Below are 15,974 nucleotides of genomic sequence, written 5' to 3' on the forward strand. Positions count from 1 at the left end.
ATTTAGCCAATGATTCATGAAACGGTGGTTATGTCAAGAAATTTATTTTCGATGACGGGGAGTTACCCCTGTTTGCACGGTGAAGTGATGGAAAAGTGTACTGATTGAATAGAATCAATGAGTTACAGAATACACTTTACTAAATTGTATCGAATCGGGTGGGTTTTGCATGATAGATGATAGCTATTCTCATTTGCGGCGATGCGATCTACGTTGATGAGAATTATTCTCAAATGAAAGGGTTTTGAGTATGAAAAAAGAAACATCGCTTCAATTTAAAACTCGTTCAGCACATGGCACCTGTCATGAAAGTGCTCTTAGTGGACAATGATTGCTGTGAGCCTTGCGCCGTGTGGCTTTACGAAAAGTGAGGTAATGTACATCGATAGTTAGAAAGTGATTTACAGAGCGTGAGAGATGGATTATTTAGATTGGCTTAATCCTGGATTAAGTAGGGCTTTACTGTCCTTTTGATTGGAATTACTGCGGGTTGTTGCATGGGGTAGTTCGGAGAGGGCAGAGCAACAGGCTAACCCTAATTGGTGTCAATTTGGCACTGATTCAAAGGTGATGATGCACATCAAAATGATGTATGTCTGTATCAGTGAGCAGCGGGTATACATCAAAATGATGTACATAAGCATGATTGCATACATCAAAATGATGTATAGATCGGCAAACTACACATCAAATTGATGTTCTATACAAAGAGATTCTAAAAGCGATCTCTAAAAGAGAGCTTTTAGAAGATCTTGTGAAAGATTCGCTTTGCTGGCGTGTATCGCCTGGCAAGTGACCTGATTCGCCTTTGGGTGGCTACTCGGTCAGCCGCTCACGACGCAGCGTAGCGTATCTATCTGTAATTGTGCCAGGGCTTCGCCCCTCGTGAAACGAGGCACAAAAGCTATGCGCCGTGTGCGCAAGATCTTTCGGCATAACTTCTACCTGTCTTCCATGCTCCGCATTTCATCCATGCAAAGTTAGCCAACGGCTAAGGCTTCACTGGTCGCTGATGGCTCCAGTTCATCCAGCCTCAATCCAATACCAACCCCTACTATCCTGATAACTACCGTTATCCCTCTGTAGTTGTGCTATTGGTTTCGGTAAGTGCCAGAAGGCGCACAGGAGGCCTGTAGAGCACTTTAAGCAAGGTCAGGAATACCGATGTAGTGCATGTGTATGCAAACCGCCTGTAACGCGATACAGAGCGCTTCGTGATGATTAATAGAGGTTGATCACAATTGGTGGGGGGTGCTATTATCTGTAATGGGAAATTATAATGAAAATGTCTTGACATTTAAATCATTTCATGATAGAGTAACTAAGTAGGGTGATGAAAGCATTCATCCTGTCAACTTCTAAGGCATTCTGCCGACCCCTAAAATCCAAAATACACCGCACTATCAGGCAACGTTATTAACGTTCTCCCTGGATGGTGTTTTCGTGTATCTAACGCAAGGAGAACCCACATTAAGTATTTTAATCCAGAAGTTGTCTTTGAGGCTTTAAAAGCCGGAAGCCAAACACGTAAGGCAATTAACAGCCAGCGAGCAGCGGCACAGCGTCAAGGTTATTTCGAACACGCTGAACGATTACGTAAAGGAATAGAACTTTACGATCAGTGGAAAGCTGAACAGGCAAATACCACCACCAACAATTAAGCCAGAAGGAGAAAACCACATGAGCGACATTATAAACGCAACCCCAAAGGGGAAGGCATTCACTACTCTGAAAATTGATGATTCAACGTTTCAAGCCCTTTTTAAGGCAGCGAGAGCACAGAGAATTACCGTAAGAGAATACATTCTTTCTATTCTTGACCAACATGCGGAGAAATTAACAGAGGGCAAGTGATCCCAAACTCACCTATTAACCGCTTAAGCGGGGACGACATACAAGGAACAATTTTCTATGACCAAAATTAAGTACATCAACACCGATGTATTCAAATACGTACCGATTGAAGACGCATTTAACGAATGTACCAGGATCACCAATCTTAAAACAGGTGTTACAGAATCCCTATCTCCTGCTGATAAACAGTTTTACGGAAGAATGCGCCATCGCTATTATCTTTTTGCTATAGAGCTGGGCGGTACTTATTACGATGACATTGATCAGCTTGGTGCAAGTATTGGTGTTAGTTCTGCAACAGCAACACGTATTGTTGCAAAGTTGAAGAAAATTGGACTGATCGCCAGTAATAAGCCAAAGCGATCAAACCAATGGACTATAACGCCACTCACGCCGGAAAACTTCATCTTTGAACGTGATCGTAATGCGATGGAGCGAGATACCCCGCCGGAATGGGTAGATTGCCTAAAACATCCAGTGTTTGGCAAAGCTAAAGAAGACGTAGCACCAGAGGCAGAGGAAGAAAAACAGCAGCCAGTGCCAGAAGAGGCCAAAGCAGATCCGAAGCCGGAGAAGCCAAAGCAAATGCCTACGAAGAAACCCGCCTCCATTCCAGCTAAAGAAATTAAGATAGAGCCAGTCAATTTAAACTTTCTTGAGGGGTATCGGGATGAATGGGAAAACCCAGACAAGAATTTACCTGTTTCACAACATCCGAAAATCAGATGGCTACTTATTAACGGATACCTGGACACAGAGAAGAATCCAAAACTTAAAACAATCTATGAGGAAATAAAACATCTATGTTAAAAACAGTTGCACCTAAACAATACTCTGAACGCGATTTAAACATTATCCATCTTGCCAGTTTACTAAATCCAGAAGTTGAAAGAGGCGTTGCATTCGAACAAGCTCAAGAGCTTGTAGATGTTTATGCTGATCGAGGTGAATCAAATTATGCCAATGCTCTTGTTACGCTATTCAATGCAGCGATGAAACCACCTAAAGAGATAGAGTGTAAATTATCTTCCCAACATCTCCACGATAAGAATTTATCACCCTCTGAACGTCTGGTTTTAATGCACCTCGAATCACTGCCATCATTAACAAATGTGAAGCAGGAATCAATCGCAAAAGTATTGGGAATAAGTGTAGCCACTGTATCCAGTGCAATCCGCAAGCTACGCCGCAATGGTTATTTAACAACTACGTTAATCAAACCTGGTCGCGGTAAAGGTTGCGACATTACACTTTTATCTGAGTAAATGAATGGGACGAAAAGAACGAAATCCGATTAAACGGATAGAACAAGCGACACGCGCCAGCAAACGTAAATACACCTGTTCTCTACAAGACCTCGCACGAGAGTCTATTCCAGGGGAATGGATCACCGAAGTAATAGAACACCCTCCAACGGTTCCAACCGGATCAGAGTTTGAACTATTGCAGGATGTTTTAGCCTCTTCTGAAAATGTTTTCTATAAACCCCGCCGTAGACGTGAATACCAGGTTGATTCTTCCAATCTCAAAAAATGGCAACTATTCGCTGAAAATTACACTGATTGGGTGGGGTACTCACAGATAAATAATCTGAGCAATTACACTGCCGATTTGGATTTTTTATTTAATGACGATAAGGAAAATTATAATGACTAACGACACAATTCAATCTCTACTCCTTAGTTTCGAAGATAATTATCACCTCCCGCTACTACAGGAAGTGAATAAAACATACATCACAGCAACACCTGAGAGCCTCCTGAACGCTGTCAGACATACAGAGCAAGCCATCACAGCCCTTGAGCATCTTCAAACCTCTGTAGCTCGTTTGGTGGAGCGTGACGGTAGCACCATCACCACTGATCAGACGTGGAGAGCAGCGAATGCCCTTGAGGAGCTTGCTTGCTCCCTGCAATTCATCACGCTTGAGTTGGGAGAGCTTGCCGTTAGCATTGCGGAGAAATGCGCAGTAAGTGAATTTGAATAAAAATGCAGTTAAAGTGAATAAATTGCTTGCATTGTTGTCACTTTTATGTTAAAGTAGTATTAGGGTAAGTATTCGAATCACTTCCCCCCTCCTGAATGCCGTTTCCCATAGCGGCACTCTCTTTTGAATGCTTTTTTTGAAAGTGTTGGTTCTTTCTTCTTCTTTTTTGTTTAGTTCCGAAGGAATGCGCGGGATGTAATGTCTCGTTGTGTTGGCATTACATGCAATCACCCGCGCATCTCCGACCTTTTCAAAAAGAGCATTCGCTCTTTATCCCTCATTCATTCCGTTAGGATGAATGTAGTCAGACTTAACTACCCTTGAATTGTGAGAGGTTCAGGAATTACGTTAAGCTGGCAATCTTCTATTAATAACACTCCCGAAAGTGTCAGCTAATAGATAATGAAATCAAGATCTGTTATTGCCAGCGTGAAGGGCTTCACGTTTAACAGATGCAAAGTACCCCCGATCTTTTTAAATCTCCTAAGATAATAAAACGGGGGTCTTTTTATTAGATTGTATTCTTAACTTCATTTCTCCTGAAAAATGACGTTAATAATGCTTTCTTTAGCAAGGGGCATTCTCTCCAGGGGCTTAATCGCCCCTTTTTAACAATCTGTGTGTAACGCTTTCGTTATTAATGCTTTCGTAATTAATGCACAGACCAACGCGAAGGAACAACAACAATGTTCTTATTAAATAATCGCGACCGAATCCTAAAATACAAAGATGAAGTGATTTTGTGTAACCCTGAAATGATAGCTAAAGTGGCTGAAATGGCAGGATGCACTGTAGAAGAAATAGAAAAGGCTGTAGACCAGTATTTCCCTTCTGAAAACACCAATCCAAATAAATTAAGTATTCAGGAACGGATCGCCAATAAAGTAAAAAAGGAATCAACCAAACAATGATTATCACCCTATCAGACGTTTTTCCGGTTCGTAAAAGCTACACAGACATTGTGAGTGCTGCGACCGATAATTTTGCAGCAGTAGACAGTAAAGTGTTCGCTTCTCTTCCTGCTGATGTGCAGTGCGGCGATGTTATAGACGCTTCCGGCGCTCTCTATACATCTGGGAATGTGGCTTATGTCGTCGTCTCAGACTTCGTTACAGCAGGTAGTAATAAGCCAGTGAACGTCCTACGTGCTCCCAATGTTGGATCATACGTTGCCCTCAAGAGCGACAATCTCAACGCAGCTAACCACGCAGCAGCGATCAGCGCATTACAGGCGCAAGGCTTCGCCACTCGTGAATTTTTCACCTCTTAAGCAAGGAAGATAAATAATGATTATTGGAAACGAGCGTATCGACCTTTCCCCATTATTCCAGCTAACCAGCACCCGCAATTTTTTACTGTCGTCACTAAACATTTTTGATGGCGACGGAGTTACATCTCATAAAGTGAGTGTGTCCCGTCTGCTGGAAGATAACACCAGTCTGTACAATCAGCCTACTGCAAGGTTCTCGAATCAGCATAACGTAACAGCACGCCAGAGTGGTAAAGAATGGCTTATTGAGCTTCCTTTCTTTATGAGGGAAGATCTCATTGTCCCAGCAGACATTCAGGGCAAACGTAAGCCAGGAAGCGACATTCAAGAAACAGTGACAGACATTTACAGCGATTACATGAATAAACACGCTGTAGCGTTTATGCGCACTCGCGAAAGCTATCTTGCACGATCTCTCTTCTCTGGTCAGGTGTATACGCCTAAGACAGACGATCTGTTAATCGACTTTGGCGACCTGTTCGGCGTAGCGCCAATGAACACCACGCTTGATCTCACTGCTACAGACAGCAGCACCCTACGTGCAATTGACGACATGGTGAGTCAAATCACCGAAGCGGCACAAAGCCAGGCGGCAGCAGTAGAGAGAATTATTGTATTTGCTAAGGGTGGCTTCTATAGCGATCTGCGTTTCAGCCCTGCAATGGAAGCGGCTTTCCGCTATGTCAGCCCACTGGACGAAGGGAACGTAGTATTCCAGCGTCGTGACCTCCTGCCAGGCGTAAGCACCTTCTCGATCCCCGGCTCAAACGTCGATGTGATCAAGGTGACAGATCCGCTATTACTCGCACAGATGGGTGATGCCGATGCTATCGCTATCCCGCAATTTGCTAAGGGTAGCGGTATTTACACCAACATCTACGGTGCAGCTTCCTCAACATTTGAACTTCTTAATGCAGCACCTGCGGAAGTTTATAGCTGGAGCTTCGAAAGCGAGCGCGGTAACGCAATCAATGTGATTTCCGAGAACTCAGCACTGCCAGTTAACCACGGCCTGAACTTCTCCGTTCACATTAAAGCCTCCGAATAGGAGCAAGCGGGAGCCTGACCCGCTGGGAATAATCAGGCTTTGAATAGGGCGTGTGAACGTTGGGAACTATGAGAGCGCAAATCTCCCCAGTGTTCCCGCCCTTTTTTATTTCCAGAATAAGAGGAAAGATAAAATTGGAAATTATCCTAAAGAGTCGAGGCTTACATTTACAACTTAATGATACAAGCGCAGAGCAAATACTCAATTTGGCAGCCGTATCGAGAGCGCTTGATGTTAGTCATTCACATTTAAGACAACTTATTTTCAGAGGAATGAGTGTATCAGATGCACTTAATTATCTTGTGAACGAAAAGAAAGGCGGTGAATAATCATGCTTGAAATTCAGACCAGTAAAATTAATAACACGGTGACATTCAGCGTTGACCGTAATTCTATGAAGACAGCCCTTGATGCTTTTGACCAGATTCAGAAGAAAGCGAAAGGTATTAAAGACCCCACAATAAACATGAAGAGATTCAGCCAAGGGCTAAAGTCTGCTGAAAGAGAATTAGATAAGCTGAATAAGAAAGCCTCTAAGCCACGTAATAGCGATGAACGAGAAAAGGCAAGGGCAGCTAAGGCGCAAGCCCGTGTAGAGGCTCAGGCAGCGAAAGAGGCCGCGAGAAACTCACAGCGCCGTGAACGTGCGGAGCTAAAACTCCTCGACACGGCAAGCAGCTTTAAGAGTATGCAGCACCTTACCAATGTTGAGCTTACACAGGCTGCATTACAGGCCAGCAAAATAACCCGTAGTTATGCTGATGGAACGATCAGCCTACAACGTCAGAACAGCGAGATTAAGCGCCTCCAGCAGGGTTATCGCAGGCTCAATGCTTCACGTAGGGAAGCAGCTAAACGAGGCGCTACGGCTCCTGTAGGTGGCTCTGGAGCGATTACAGGCGGGCTTATGGGGTTAGGCACTGGTGCGCTTGCTGGCGCAGGTGTGGGTGCGGCGGCTTACGGTGCTTATTCATGGGGGAAAGATGCTGTAACAGCCCAGGAAGAGCGTAGCGAGATTGTGCAACGTGCCAGATTGGGCGGTGTGGATTACAACGCTCTACAAGCCCAAAGCCAATACGCTACCGCTAACGGGATCGATTCGGGAATGGGTATTCAAGGTCAGCGTAAACTCCTTGATAACTATAAGGACATTCAAGATCGCATCGGTCAAACTCTCAATGAAGCTAAATACGATAAGAAGTCGGGACAATACAAAGGTGGTGATCAGGGGATTCTGTCAGCAGTGAACACTGCCGGATTCACTTTGAAAGATTTGCAGTCCTACCAAACTAACGCGATGGGCTTTGTTTCTGCCTATACCAACACGTTAGAGAAGCAGGGCAAATCACCAGAGCAAATCCTCGCATCGTTGGAACAGTTAGGTGATGACCTGGGCCTATACCATAAAGCGTTTATGAATGGTGGTAAGGCACTCACTGATCAGGTGGATGTGCTCAAGCGTAACGGGCAGTGGTTGAACCAGGAACAACAGGATCAGCTTGTTGCATACCGTAAATTCAATCAGGAAATGGACATTCTCAACGATAGCCAGAAGTTGGCATTCTTCGAAGGTTTCATGGAGTCTCTCGACCCTGCGACGGTTAAAGAGTTTAAGGAAGCGATGCAGGAAGCGTTACCCTTCTTCAAAGGCTTAGGCAAGGCGGCGGGTGATGTTGTAGATGGCTTAATGAAGATGACCAACTGGATCACTGGAAAGCTGAATCTTCTGAACGGCGACAACACCACTAAAGAGGCTGTTAGCCAGCATTACGGCACAACGTCAGCACCTGCACAGCCTGGAAGTAATCCAGTGGCTAACGCCTACGGAGCCAGCCAGCCTAAGGCCACACATGAGCCTAATGTGTTTGATACGGTGCGCGAGTGGTGGAACGGTACGAGCGGGGCGCAGGATGTTAGCAGCTACGCACAGAGCGCTAACGGTGATTATTCTCCTGTCTCGATGTTGAAACAATCCGCAGCGGCTACAGTAACACCGCCAGCTAATAATACAGTGGTGCAGCCAGTGCTATTACAAAATAATCTACCGGAAGGAATGATCTCTCTCACTATTTCCCCTGATCCGACATTCGGAAACATGCTAAATGCGAGCGTAGATCAGCGTATTAATCAGAACAATCAGCGCATGGTACTTGCTGTTTCCTCTGGACAATCATCAACGGGCGGGTAATACCGCCCATTCTCAAGGAATAAGTATAAATGGCAACACCAGGCAGTTTAACTATTGGTAATTCCTCGCAAGGGATTAATTCCACCTCAAATAGTAATAACAGCAGTGCTACCCGTAATAAAGGTGAAAACGGATTCACTATCCTCGCATCTGTTTATAATCCAGCTTCTGATAGCTACATTCAAAATTATCAGGCAATTGTATTTGATGCCGTGACAGACACGGGAATACGCAGACAGGCTGATGTAACAAGCTATCCGGTAGAAAGCGGGGCTGAGGTGAGTGATCACGTTCAGATTAAGAATAATACATTCAAGCTGTCGGGGATTATTACCGAAACTCCGGTAAGGCTTGAGAAAGATTTATTATACAGTGCTGGCGTTAATGGCACTCGTATTTCTCAGGCTATCCAGTATCTTGATAAAATCTTTGATAGTCGTCAGCCTATTACATTAGTGACAGAGCACAAAGTGTATGAAAATGTCATTCTCTCTGGTATCAGTTACGATTATAAATCTGAATTTGCTATGCAATTCGATCTTGAATTTGAACAGATCAGGCTTGTTAGCACTGCTACAGTTAATGTAATTGCGACTAAAACGCAGGGAAATAAATCTATTGGTGGTACGGTGAAACAGAAGGTAGTGAATAATGCACCTAAGAAAACCGAAGGTGATACTGTTACTACGGAGTTTAATAATAAATAAGGGGCTTACGCCCCTTTTTTATTGGTTCTCTATCTCTGGATAACGTAGTAATTCGATGTATTGTTGTAGCTCAACGGGAGAAGCGGCATTTTTGGAGTATGTTTTGAAACTCTCCGTAGAGCCGCGCTCATGACCCAGGAGAAGGGCGATCCGGTCTTCTGGCACTGGCTTTAAATTCTTATTTCCTACGCCGCCCCTGTCCAGTATTTGGGCCACCTGATGGCGTAAGCTGTGGAAAACTTTCAACTCTGTTCCCGCTTCACCCAATGCCTTACGTTTAGCCCTCGTAAAACGCTGTGAATGCCACGTTGAGCGTTTCCCGTCTGCACGGTCAGTGATAGAGGCACGATAGAATAAAAAGCCGTTGTAGGGCTTCTCACGAAGCGACAACACCAACGGAGTGATCAGGCTATGGCATGGGATAATACGAGCGGCTGATTTGCTCTTACCCTCTGTCACTTCGAAACATAACACTCCCTCAATCTCCTTGATGTTGCTGGAGCATAGCGAACAGATTTCATTAAGACGCATACCGCTATACATGCCGATCAGCGTTACATTCTGCATCTCTTCATCATCTGCCATCACTGCGAACACTTTCGCCAATTCGCCAGGTTCAAACACTTCATAGCTCACCTTGCTACTTTTGGCCTCCAGCGCATGACCGCGCCAGATGTTTTCCTGTGGGGCATCGTGATAGCGGTTACGAGCCAGATCCCAAATTTGAGCCAATGCACTAACGTAGTTTTGTATCGTCTGGGGCGCTTTCTCCGTCTTGAGCTGATCAAGCCAGCCTGTAACGGCGGTTCGGTTAATGTCACGAAGCTGAACATCGCGCTTTTTCAGATGTTCTAAGAGCACTTCTACGGCTTTGTTTGTCTTCGATAGGGTGGTGAGCTTGCGCTTCTCGCTGAACTGGAGAATGTACTGATCCCGCATTCTCAAAAGGGAAGGGCAACTCATTACAGGGGCGCTTAATGGCTCTGGCGCTTCGTGTGCATACGTCCCGATCCGGCGTAGCTCATTCAGTATTTGCTCCACCTTCGAGCCTTTATCACGCTCTGGCTTTAGCTGGCTACGTATCTTGATCCACTCCAGGGCCACCGCATCACGAAAGAGTCGGGCTTCGCGTACATCGCGTGTGCCTGTGCTCTTCACATAGTTGTGTCGCCCTCCGAACAGATGGCGCATGTACTTTGGTATGGCAATCCTCACCAGATAGTTTCCGCAAGGATCTAAAACCAGATAACGATCTCTCTTGTAAATCATGCAAACCCCAGCTATTTTGTCAGGGCTTTTGCACTTGAATTTGAATAGTGTGAAATGTCGAAGTCTTTTCCTGTTTTTGCAGTTGATTCAAAGCATTACAGGAGCTTGCCAGGCAAGCGAACGACCGTAGAAATACGTGCCGGTTCGAGTCCGGCCTTCGGCACCATTTGAATGTTCGAGAACGTCCGTAACAGTCCGTAAGTTACTAAAAATAAAGCCGAAAGGCTTTTTTTTTGGTCCTGATTCGTCCGAGGACATCCGTTGACATCCAGTACTAATGGGGGTCAGAATGGTGGTCAGCTCGGTTCGATAAAGGATTGACCCCCAATTTATGGCTATCACAGACGTAGCAGCCCGCACAGCAAAGCCCCGCGAAAAAGAATACAAACTCACAGACTCCCACGGCTTATATCTCTTAGTTAAACCAACTGGTTCTAAACGCTGGTATCTCAAATATCGTTTTGAAGGCAAAGAAAGCCGGGTTGCTTTGGGAGCTTACCCTCTCGTATCCCTTGCCAAAGCACGTGAGAAGCGTGATGAGCTGCGTCTCTTGCTAGCTGATGGCATTAGCCCTAATGCAAAAAAGGAAGAAGTAAGAGAGCAAGAACAAGCAGCGTTGAATACTTTTGAAAAAGTGGCGAAAGATTGGCATTCGAACAATAAGCGTTGGTCTAGCGGTCACGCTGAAAGGGTATGGCGCGATTTAGAGCGCAATATACTTCCAGCTATTGGTGCCAGAAATATTGCAGATTTGTCTACACGAGATCTCTTGCTTCCTTTGCGTGAAGTCGAACTGAGCGGGCGTCTGGATGTAGCCTCTCGTTTACAGCAACGTATCACCGGTATTATGCGCTACGCCGTGCAAAGTGGTCTCATTGACCGAAATCCAGCACAAGATCTCGCTGGGGCTATCACATCAAAAAAAGCGACTCACAGACCTGCTTTACCTCTTGAGAAACTACCTGATTTTCTCCAAAAAATTGAATGCCATAAAGGCCGTTTGCTAACACGTTTGGCTCTTCAACTTTGCCTCAATGTTTTTATCCGTTCCAGCGAGTTACGTTTTGCACGATGGAAAGAGATTGATCTCAAGAAAGCACTTTGGACTATTCCTGCTGAGCGAGAGGCCATTGAAGGGGTCAAACATTCCCACCGTGGGTCGAAAATGAGAACGACTCATTTAGTACCCCTATCTCATCAGGCGATAGCCTTACTCGAAGAAATCAGGATGTTAAGTGGTCATAGTGATCTAGTCTTCCCCGGCGATCATCATCCAACTAAACCCATGAGTGAAAACACCATCAATAACGCTTTACGTGGGATGGGTTATGACACCAAAACCGAAGTATGTGGACATGGTTTCCGTGCGATGGCGTGTAGTGCGTTAGTTGAGTCCGGGCTATGGTCTCGTGACGCGGTGGAAAGGCAAATGAGCCATCAGGAAAGAAACGGCGTTCGGGCTGCGTACATTCATAAAGCAGAACATTTGGAAGAGCGGAGATTGATGGTGCAATGGTGGGCTGATTATTTAGATGCCAATGCAAACGCGCATGTAACACCATTTGAGTTTGCTAAGCTGTATCAGTCATAAATATACTTTTTTTCCGTTTAACTACTCACTCTGTTCACCATGAATATTTATTGTTTAAAATCATTGTGATAGGTGGTGATTAAAGCGTGATGAGTGAAGAGTCCATTATTCATCTTTGTCTACTGAATGCGAAAAAACCGGCTTGCGCCGGTTTATCAGGTTATATCGCGAGTGTGTCATCACACTTGGGTAGCCAGTCGGAATTGCTTCCATCCGCCAGGGTGATGTTAGTTTGTGTCCCCTGTCGGGTATGTCGTTTCTCGTAATTCACCCCGTACTCTTTGAGCATCATCGGTAGCCCCAGCCCGAACATTTTCAGGCTCAGCACATTCTTGTACCCGTTGGCCTCCATGTAGGTCAGATAGGCGTGATAAAGATAGTTGCGGGGCTGTCGCGGGACGATATTGGCGTTACCCATATACATTCCGTTTGGCTGTTCCAGTGCTTCGAGATAGCCACAAAAATCAAAGGCTGGATCTGCATCACGTTTGATGTTGATTGCCTCCTCAGAGTTTTGTTGTGACTGAAGTAATGTTCGTGCAGTCATAGGATCGCAGAACATCTGCATAAGCTGACGTACAATGACTGCTAACTCTTGGACAATTTTGTCTTTCAGCTGTGGGTCACGCTCTTCCGGGGCTATCTGCTCCGGGAAATGCATAATCACCCTTCGACGTGACACACCGCCGCTGCGGTCGGTGAAGCGCATCGGGTTGTTGTTCACGGCCAGAATCACCGCCGGAATATGGGTGGAGTACGCATCGCGGTATTTCGGATCGACCGAGACCGCATCGCCACCGGTGATGGCTTTTATACCTGCACCATCCCCGCTCCACTTCTCCTGATCGGGGAGAATAATCAACGAGTAACCAATTACGGCCGCACGTTCTCTTGATGATTCCAGCGTTTCGATGGTGGCCGAGGTAGTGTTATCCTTCCCTGCGAGCATGGTAGCGATTTCGGCCAGAATACTTTTTCCGCTGCCGCCGGGGCCGGTGACTTCGAGAAAGAGCTGCCAGTCGTAGCGGTTCGCCAGTACCATAAACAGCGCGGCGAGAATGATATCGCGTTTTTGAGCGTTTCCCCCGGCTGCACGGTCGAGCCACTGCCAGAAATTTGGCGCGTGGGTATCCAGTGCTTCCCCCTCCACCGGCGGGGTGAAATCCACGTCGCACAGCGTGCGCAGCCAGTGCGTTTTACTGTGTGGGCTGAATACGCCGGTACTGGTATCGAGTACGCCGTTACGAAAGCCAATCAGCCGCCGTGCCGGGGCGTCCTGCTGCGGAATAATCAGTTTCAGGGTATCCACCACCGAGGCAATTTTCCCCGATGAGAACGGGGCGCGCAGACGCTGAAACAGCCCGGCCACGTCGCGCGCAAAGTCCGACGGCGGAATGATTTTCCATATTCCCGCCTCATAGCGGGACAGGAGCTGGCCGTTCGTATCCACCGCCAGCGCTTCGCCGTAATGCTCATGCACCCGCATGGCTTTCTCACTGGTGCTCATGGCGGTAAATTCCGCCTCGCTCATGGTGCTGAACGGGCTGTCAGCCGGTGGCCGGATGGCGTCATACATGGCTTTGCGCGTGTCTTCCTCACAGTACTGTATAAACGCATCATTCCAGTCACCGAACACCGGCGGCAGGGCGACCACACCCTCACAGGACTCTGCGGCCGCAGACGCTTTGGTCTGTCCGTCGCCGTTAAGGTCACGGTCGGCGGCAATGATAATCCGACAGGCCGGGAATTTGTGACGGGCAAGGCTCGCCAGAGAAAGGAGGTTCACCGACGACAGCGCCACCATGACGGTTTCCCCGGTCAGGTGATGCACGGTGAGCGCGGTCGCATAGCCCTCCGCTATCCACAGCCGTTTTCCCGCCTCTTTTTTCCCGTCGAGAATATGACATGCCCCTTTCACCTGCCCCCCTTTCAGGGTGCGCTTGAGACCGTCAGCGTTAATGAGCTGGACGTTAACCAGTGCGCCGCTATCGTCATAAAGCGGGACAACCACATCCCCGGCGCGGTACGTCACACCGCCGGTTTTATGCAGGGTGGTGAGCGTCAGACATTCCCGGTCGGGGAAGCCCTTGCGGGTGAGGTAGGCATTGCCGGTGGCCGGGCGGGCTTTCTCCATCAGTTTTACGGCCAGCGCGGCGGCGGCTTTGCGGTCGGCCTCAGTTTCAGCGTCTGCGGCCACAGTCACCGCCGGGGAAACCGGCGGCAGGTTGCCGGTGACGGCGTTCACCTTCCCGGCCGCCTCTGACGGGGTCACGCCGAACACTTTCTCAACCAGTTTCAGGCCGTCCCCCGCGCCGCACTGGTTACAGAACCACGTCCCGCGCCCCTCTTTATCGTCAAAGCGAAAGCGGTCGGAGCCGCCACACACCGGACAGGCCTGATGGTGGTTTTTAATCACCTTCACACCCAGCGCAGGGAGAATGCGCGGCCAGTGGCCGCACGCCTGTTTTACGGTGTCCGTTACGTTCATTTTCATCGTTACTTTCTCCCTCAGTGCAGTGCCGGTGCGGTGATATGACGGGCGCAGAGTTCATCCATCACGGCCAGCCCGAGAAAGGACAGCGACGGCGCGGCTTTCAATGGTCCGGCTTCCATTAAATCTTCGAGCAGCGCACAGGCAATCTGGCGGCCTTTTTCCTCGCCATGCTGGCGCAGATAGAAGCCCTCCAGCTCGGCGGCAATGGCGCTTTCCAGCGTACTGAGCGTGAGCTGCGGGTAGCGGTGCTGACGTTCGCACAGGGTCAGCCAGGCACAGGCGACCGCCCGGCGGTAAAGTGCAGCGCGCAGAACGGGAGATAATGCGGTTTTCATACACTGCCCTCCCCGGTCAGCCAGCGCTGATTGCAGCGGTCGACCACGCCGTCGAGCCGGGCAGTCATGAGGTAAATCACCGAGGTGAGCTGTAGCTGCTGCGCCGGATTGTGGCGCAAAGAGGTGCAGCCCTGCACCTGCATCAGGTCGCCGACAAGCTGGCCGACATTGCGAAGATGTTCGAGACATTCAAGGTCTGCCCGGCTGATGGTGGGCTGGTTTATATTCTGCGGCCGTTCCGTACTGTTAACAGGCATTATTTCGTCTCCTGAGGACGTGCGTATCCCTGCGCAGATACGCACATTTTATTTTTTGGGTGTCATTTTTAATTACAGATAATGGCGGTAGCTGTTATCCGGTTTTATTTCCGTTTCCGGCCTGAAATTATTCCGCCATTTATGCGCCACCGGCGCCGGGCGTTTAACCGGGGGAATATCGTCAGGATAGTTATCGATATTCCGCGCCCGGTATTGCTGTAATGCCGGGTCAGCCGCTATTTCGCGTAATACGACGTGGCGGTTTTCAGGGTTGCGCTTAAATACATCGGGATGCTCACAGGTAAAGTCCCGCAAAAAACGACCGAGCGGAATTTCTGCCATACGGCCACCGGCAATTATACGAATGAGGATGGTGTAGGTGCGCCGGTACGGATTCCAGACCAGCCCCGGACAGCGGTACGGCATTTCCCACGGAATACCATCGGCCAGCACGCCCGACACCACCACATCAGGAAATCCTGTACAGCGATATGTTTCGCCCGGCTGAGGGAAATCAAACATGGTGCTCCCCTCCGTTTCCCGACGTCGTGGCGAGAAAGTCACGGCACAGGCCTTTGGCCTTGAGTTCTTCGAGCACATGGCTGATGTCCTCATGCACATAACTCAGGATTTGCGGGGTATAAAGCTGGCTGAGTCCGTTGATTTCATGGCGTCGTAAATCACTGCCGAAATACTGCAGGGTTTCACAGGCACGGTTGAGTTTATGGAATGATTCGAGGCTCAGGTGTTCACTGATGGCGTTGAGGTCATCACGACGCGCTGAGACGGTCTGAGGGGTGTTTTTATTATGCATGTGACACCTCCACAACCGGCAGACGGGCGGCAAGGGAAAGCACGTATTCGCGGACAAGGGTGCGGCGGGCGGCCAGTTCGTCACCGGCAACGGTGCGGAGCATACAGATACGGGGCTTACGGTCTGCGCGACGGACGGCGGCAAACACAAAGACAAACTG

18 protein-coding genes are annotated in these 15,974 nt (G+C 48.0%); 11 read left to right on the top strand and 7 right to left on the bottom strand.

Features of this window, described 5'->3' with window-relative positions; all coding sequences use genetic code 11:
• Positions 1-1,680 precede the first annotated feature (1,680 nt).
• The 10 genes from OGV75_RS06905 (at position 1,681) to OGV75_RS06950 (ending at position 9,054) form a co-directional block, all read left to right on the top strand.
• Positions 1,681-1,854 carry a hypothetical protein gene (locus OGV75_RS06905; protein WP_023306402.1) on the top strand — a complete coding sequence of 58 codons (174 nt, stop codon included), beginning with the start codon at positions 1,681-1,683 and terminating at the stop codon, positions 1,852-1,854.
• Positions 1,855-1,911: 57 nt separating this feature from the next.
• The gene (locus OGV75_RS06910) at positions 1,912-2,664 is read left to right on the top strand and encodes a Fic family protein (protein ID WP_108453440.1); all 753 of its coding nucleotides are present in this window, start codon (positions 1,912-1,914) and stop codon (positions 2,662-2,664) included.
• On the top strand, positions 2,658-3,119 hold the full coding sequence (locus tag OGV75_RS06915; RefSeq protein WP_108453441.1) for a helix-turn-helix domain-containing protein: 462 nt from the start codon (positions 2,658-2,660) through the stop codon (positions 3,117-3,119). The genes OGV75_RS06910 and OGV75_RS06915 overlap by 7 nt, the downstream gene beginning before the upstream one ends.
• 4 nt (positions 3,120-3,123) lie before the next feature.
• Positions 3,124-3,510, top strand: a complete 387-nt coding sequence (locus OGV75_RS06920; protein WP_223414177.1) for a hypothetical protein — start codon at positions 3,124-3,126, stop codon at positions 3,508-3,510.
• Complete coding sequence (locus OGV75_RS06925; protein WP_286480480.1) at positions 3,503-3,841, top strand: hypothetical protein; 339 nt, start codon at positions 3,503-3,505, stop codon at positions 3,839-3,841. The genes OGV75_RS06920 and OGV75_RS06925 overlap by 8 nt, the downstream gene beginning before the upstream one ends.
• A 686-nt stretch (positions 3,842-4,527) precedes the next feature.
• The gene (locus tag OGV75_RS06930; protein WP_108453442.1) at positions 4,528-4,752 is read left to right on the top strand and encodes a hypothetical protein; all 225 of its coding nucleotides are present in this window, start codon (positions 4,528-4,530) and stop codon (positions 4,750-4,752) included.
• Positions 4,749-5,111, top strand: coding sequence for a hypothetical protein (locus OGV75_RS06935; RefSeq protein ID WP_059362641.1), 363 nt, complete (start codon positions 4,749-4,751; stop codon positions 5,109-5,111). The genes OGV75_RS06930 and OGV75_RS06935 overlap by 4 nt, the downstream gene beginning before the upstream one ends.
• A gap of 16 nt (positions 5,112-5,127) precedes the next feature.
• Complete coding sequence (locus tag OGV75_RS06940) at positions 5,128-6,159, top strand: major capsid protein (protein ID WP_168432780.1); 1,032 nt, start codon at positions 5,128-5,130, stop codon at positions 6,157-6,159.
• A 331-nt stretch (positions 6,160-6,490) separates the two neighbouring features.
• The gene (locus OGV75_RS06945) at positions 6,491-8,347 is read left to right on the top strand and encodes a hypothetical protein (protein ID WP_108453444.1); all 1,857 of its coding nucleotides are present in this window, start codon (positions 6,491-6,493) and stop codon (positions 8,345-8,347) included.
• A 29-nt stretch (positions 8,348-8,376) separates the two neighbouring features.
• Positions 8,377-9,054 (top strand): phage baseplate protein, encoded by a 678-nt coding sequence (locus OGV75_RS06950; RefSeq protein ID WP_099761553.1) that lies wholly within the window; start codon positions 8,377-8,379, stop codon positions 9,052-9,054.
• An 18-nt stretch (positions 9,055-9,072) separates the two neighbouring features.
• Here the strand turns inward: OGV75_RS06950 and OGV75_RS06955 are convergent, their stop codons facing one another.
• Entirely contained in the window at positions 9,073-10,323 is a 1,251-nt protein-coding gene (locus tag OGV75_RS06955; protein ID WP_099761551.1) for a tyrosine-type recombinase/integrase, read from the bottom strand.
• A 331-nt stretch (positions 10,324-10,654) separates the two neighbouring features.
• Between OGV75_RS06955 and OGV75_RS06960 the strand changes: the two genes are divergently transcribed.
• Positions 10,655-11,914, top strand: coding sequence for a tyrosine-type recombinase/integrase (locus OGV75_RS06960; RefSeq protein ID WP_284882472.1), 1,260 nt, complete (start codon positions 10,655-10,657; stop codon positions 11,912-11,914).
• 160 nt (positions 11,915-12,074) lie between these two features.
• Here OGV75_RS06960 and OGV75_RS06965 read toward each other — a convergent pair whose 3' ends face one another.
• The 6 genes from OGV75_RS06965 to OGV75_RS06990 form a co-directional block, all read right to left on the bottom strand.
• Positions 12,075-14,408, bottom strand: a complete 2,334-nt coding sequence (locus tag OGV75_RS06965; RefSeq protein WP_286480483.1) for a primase-helicase zinc-binding domain-containing protein — start codon at positions 14,406-14,408, stop codon at positions 12,075-12,077.
• Positions 14,409-14,422: 14 nt separating this feature from the next.
• A complete protein-coding gene (locus OGV75_RS06970; protein WP_016151192.1) occupies positions 14,423-14,743 on the bottom strand; it encodes a DUF5375 domain-containing protein in 321 nt (106 codons plus the stop codon).
• Entirely contained in the window at positions 14,740-15,000 is a 261-nt protein-coding gene (locus OGV75_RS06975; protein WP_052160487.1) for a hypothetical protein, read from the bottom strand. The genes OGV75_RS06970 and OGV75_RS06975 overlap by 4 nt, the downstream gene beginning before the upstream one ends.
• A gap of 72 nt (positions 15,001-15,072) precedes the next feature.
• On the bottom strand, positions 15,073-15,522 hold the full coding sequence (locus OGV75_RS06980) for a hypothetical protein (protein WP_155107262.1): 450 nt from the start codon (positions 15,520-15,522) through the stop codon (positions 15,073-15,075).
• Positions 15,515-15,814 carry a derepression protein gene (locus OGV75_RS06985; protein WP_096879244.1) on the bottom strand — a complete coding sequence of 100 codons (300 nt, stop codon included), beginning with the start codon at positions 15,812-15,814 and terminating at the stop codon, positions 15,515-15,517. The genes OGV75_RS06980 and OGV75_RS06985 overlap by 8 nt, the downstream gene beginning before the upstream one ends.
• Positions 15,807-15,974: host cell division inhibitor Icd-like protein (locus OGV75_RS06990; protein WP_286480484.1), on the bottom strand; the 168-nt coding region annotated here is incomplete at its 5' end. The genes OGV75_RS06990 and OGV75_RS06985, both read right to left, overlap by 8 nt.

This window comes from Citrobacter sp. Cb028 (assembly GCF_030336705.1).
Classification (GTDB): domain Bacteria; phylum Pseudomonadota; class Gammaproteobacteria; order Enterobacterales; family Enterobacteriaceae; genus Citrobacter; species Citrobacter braakii.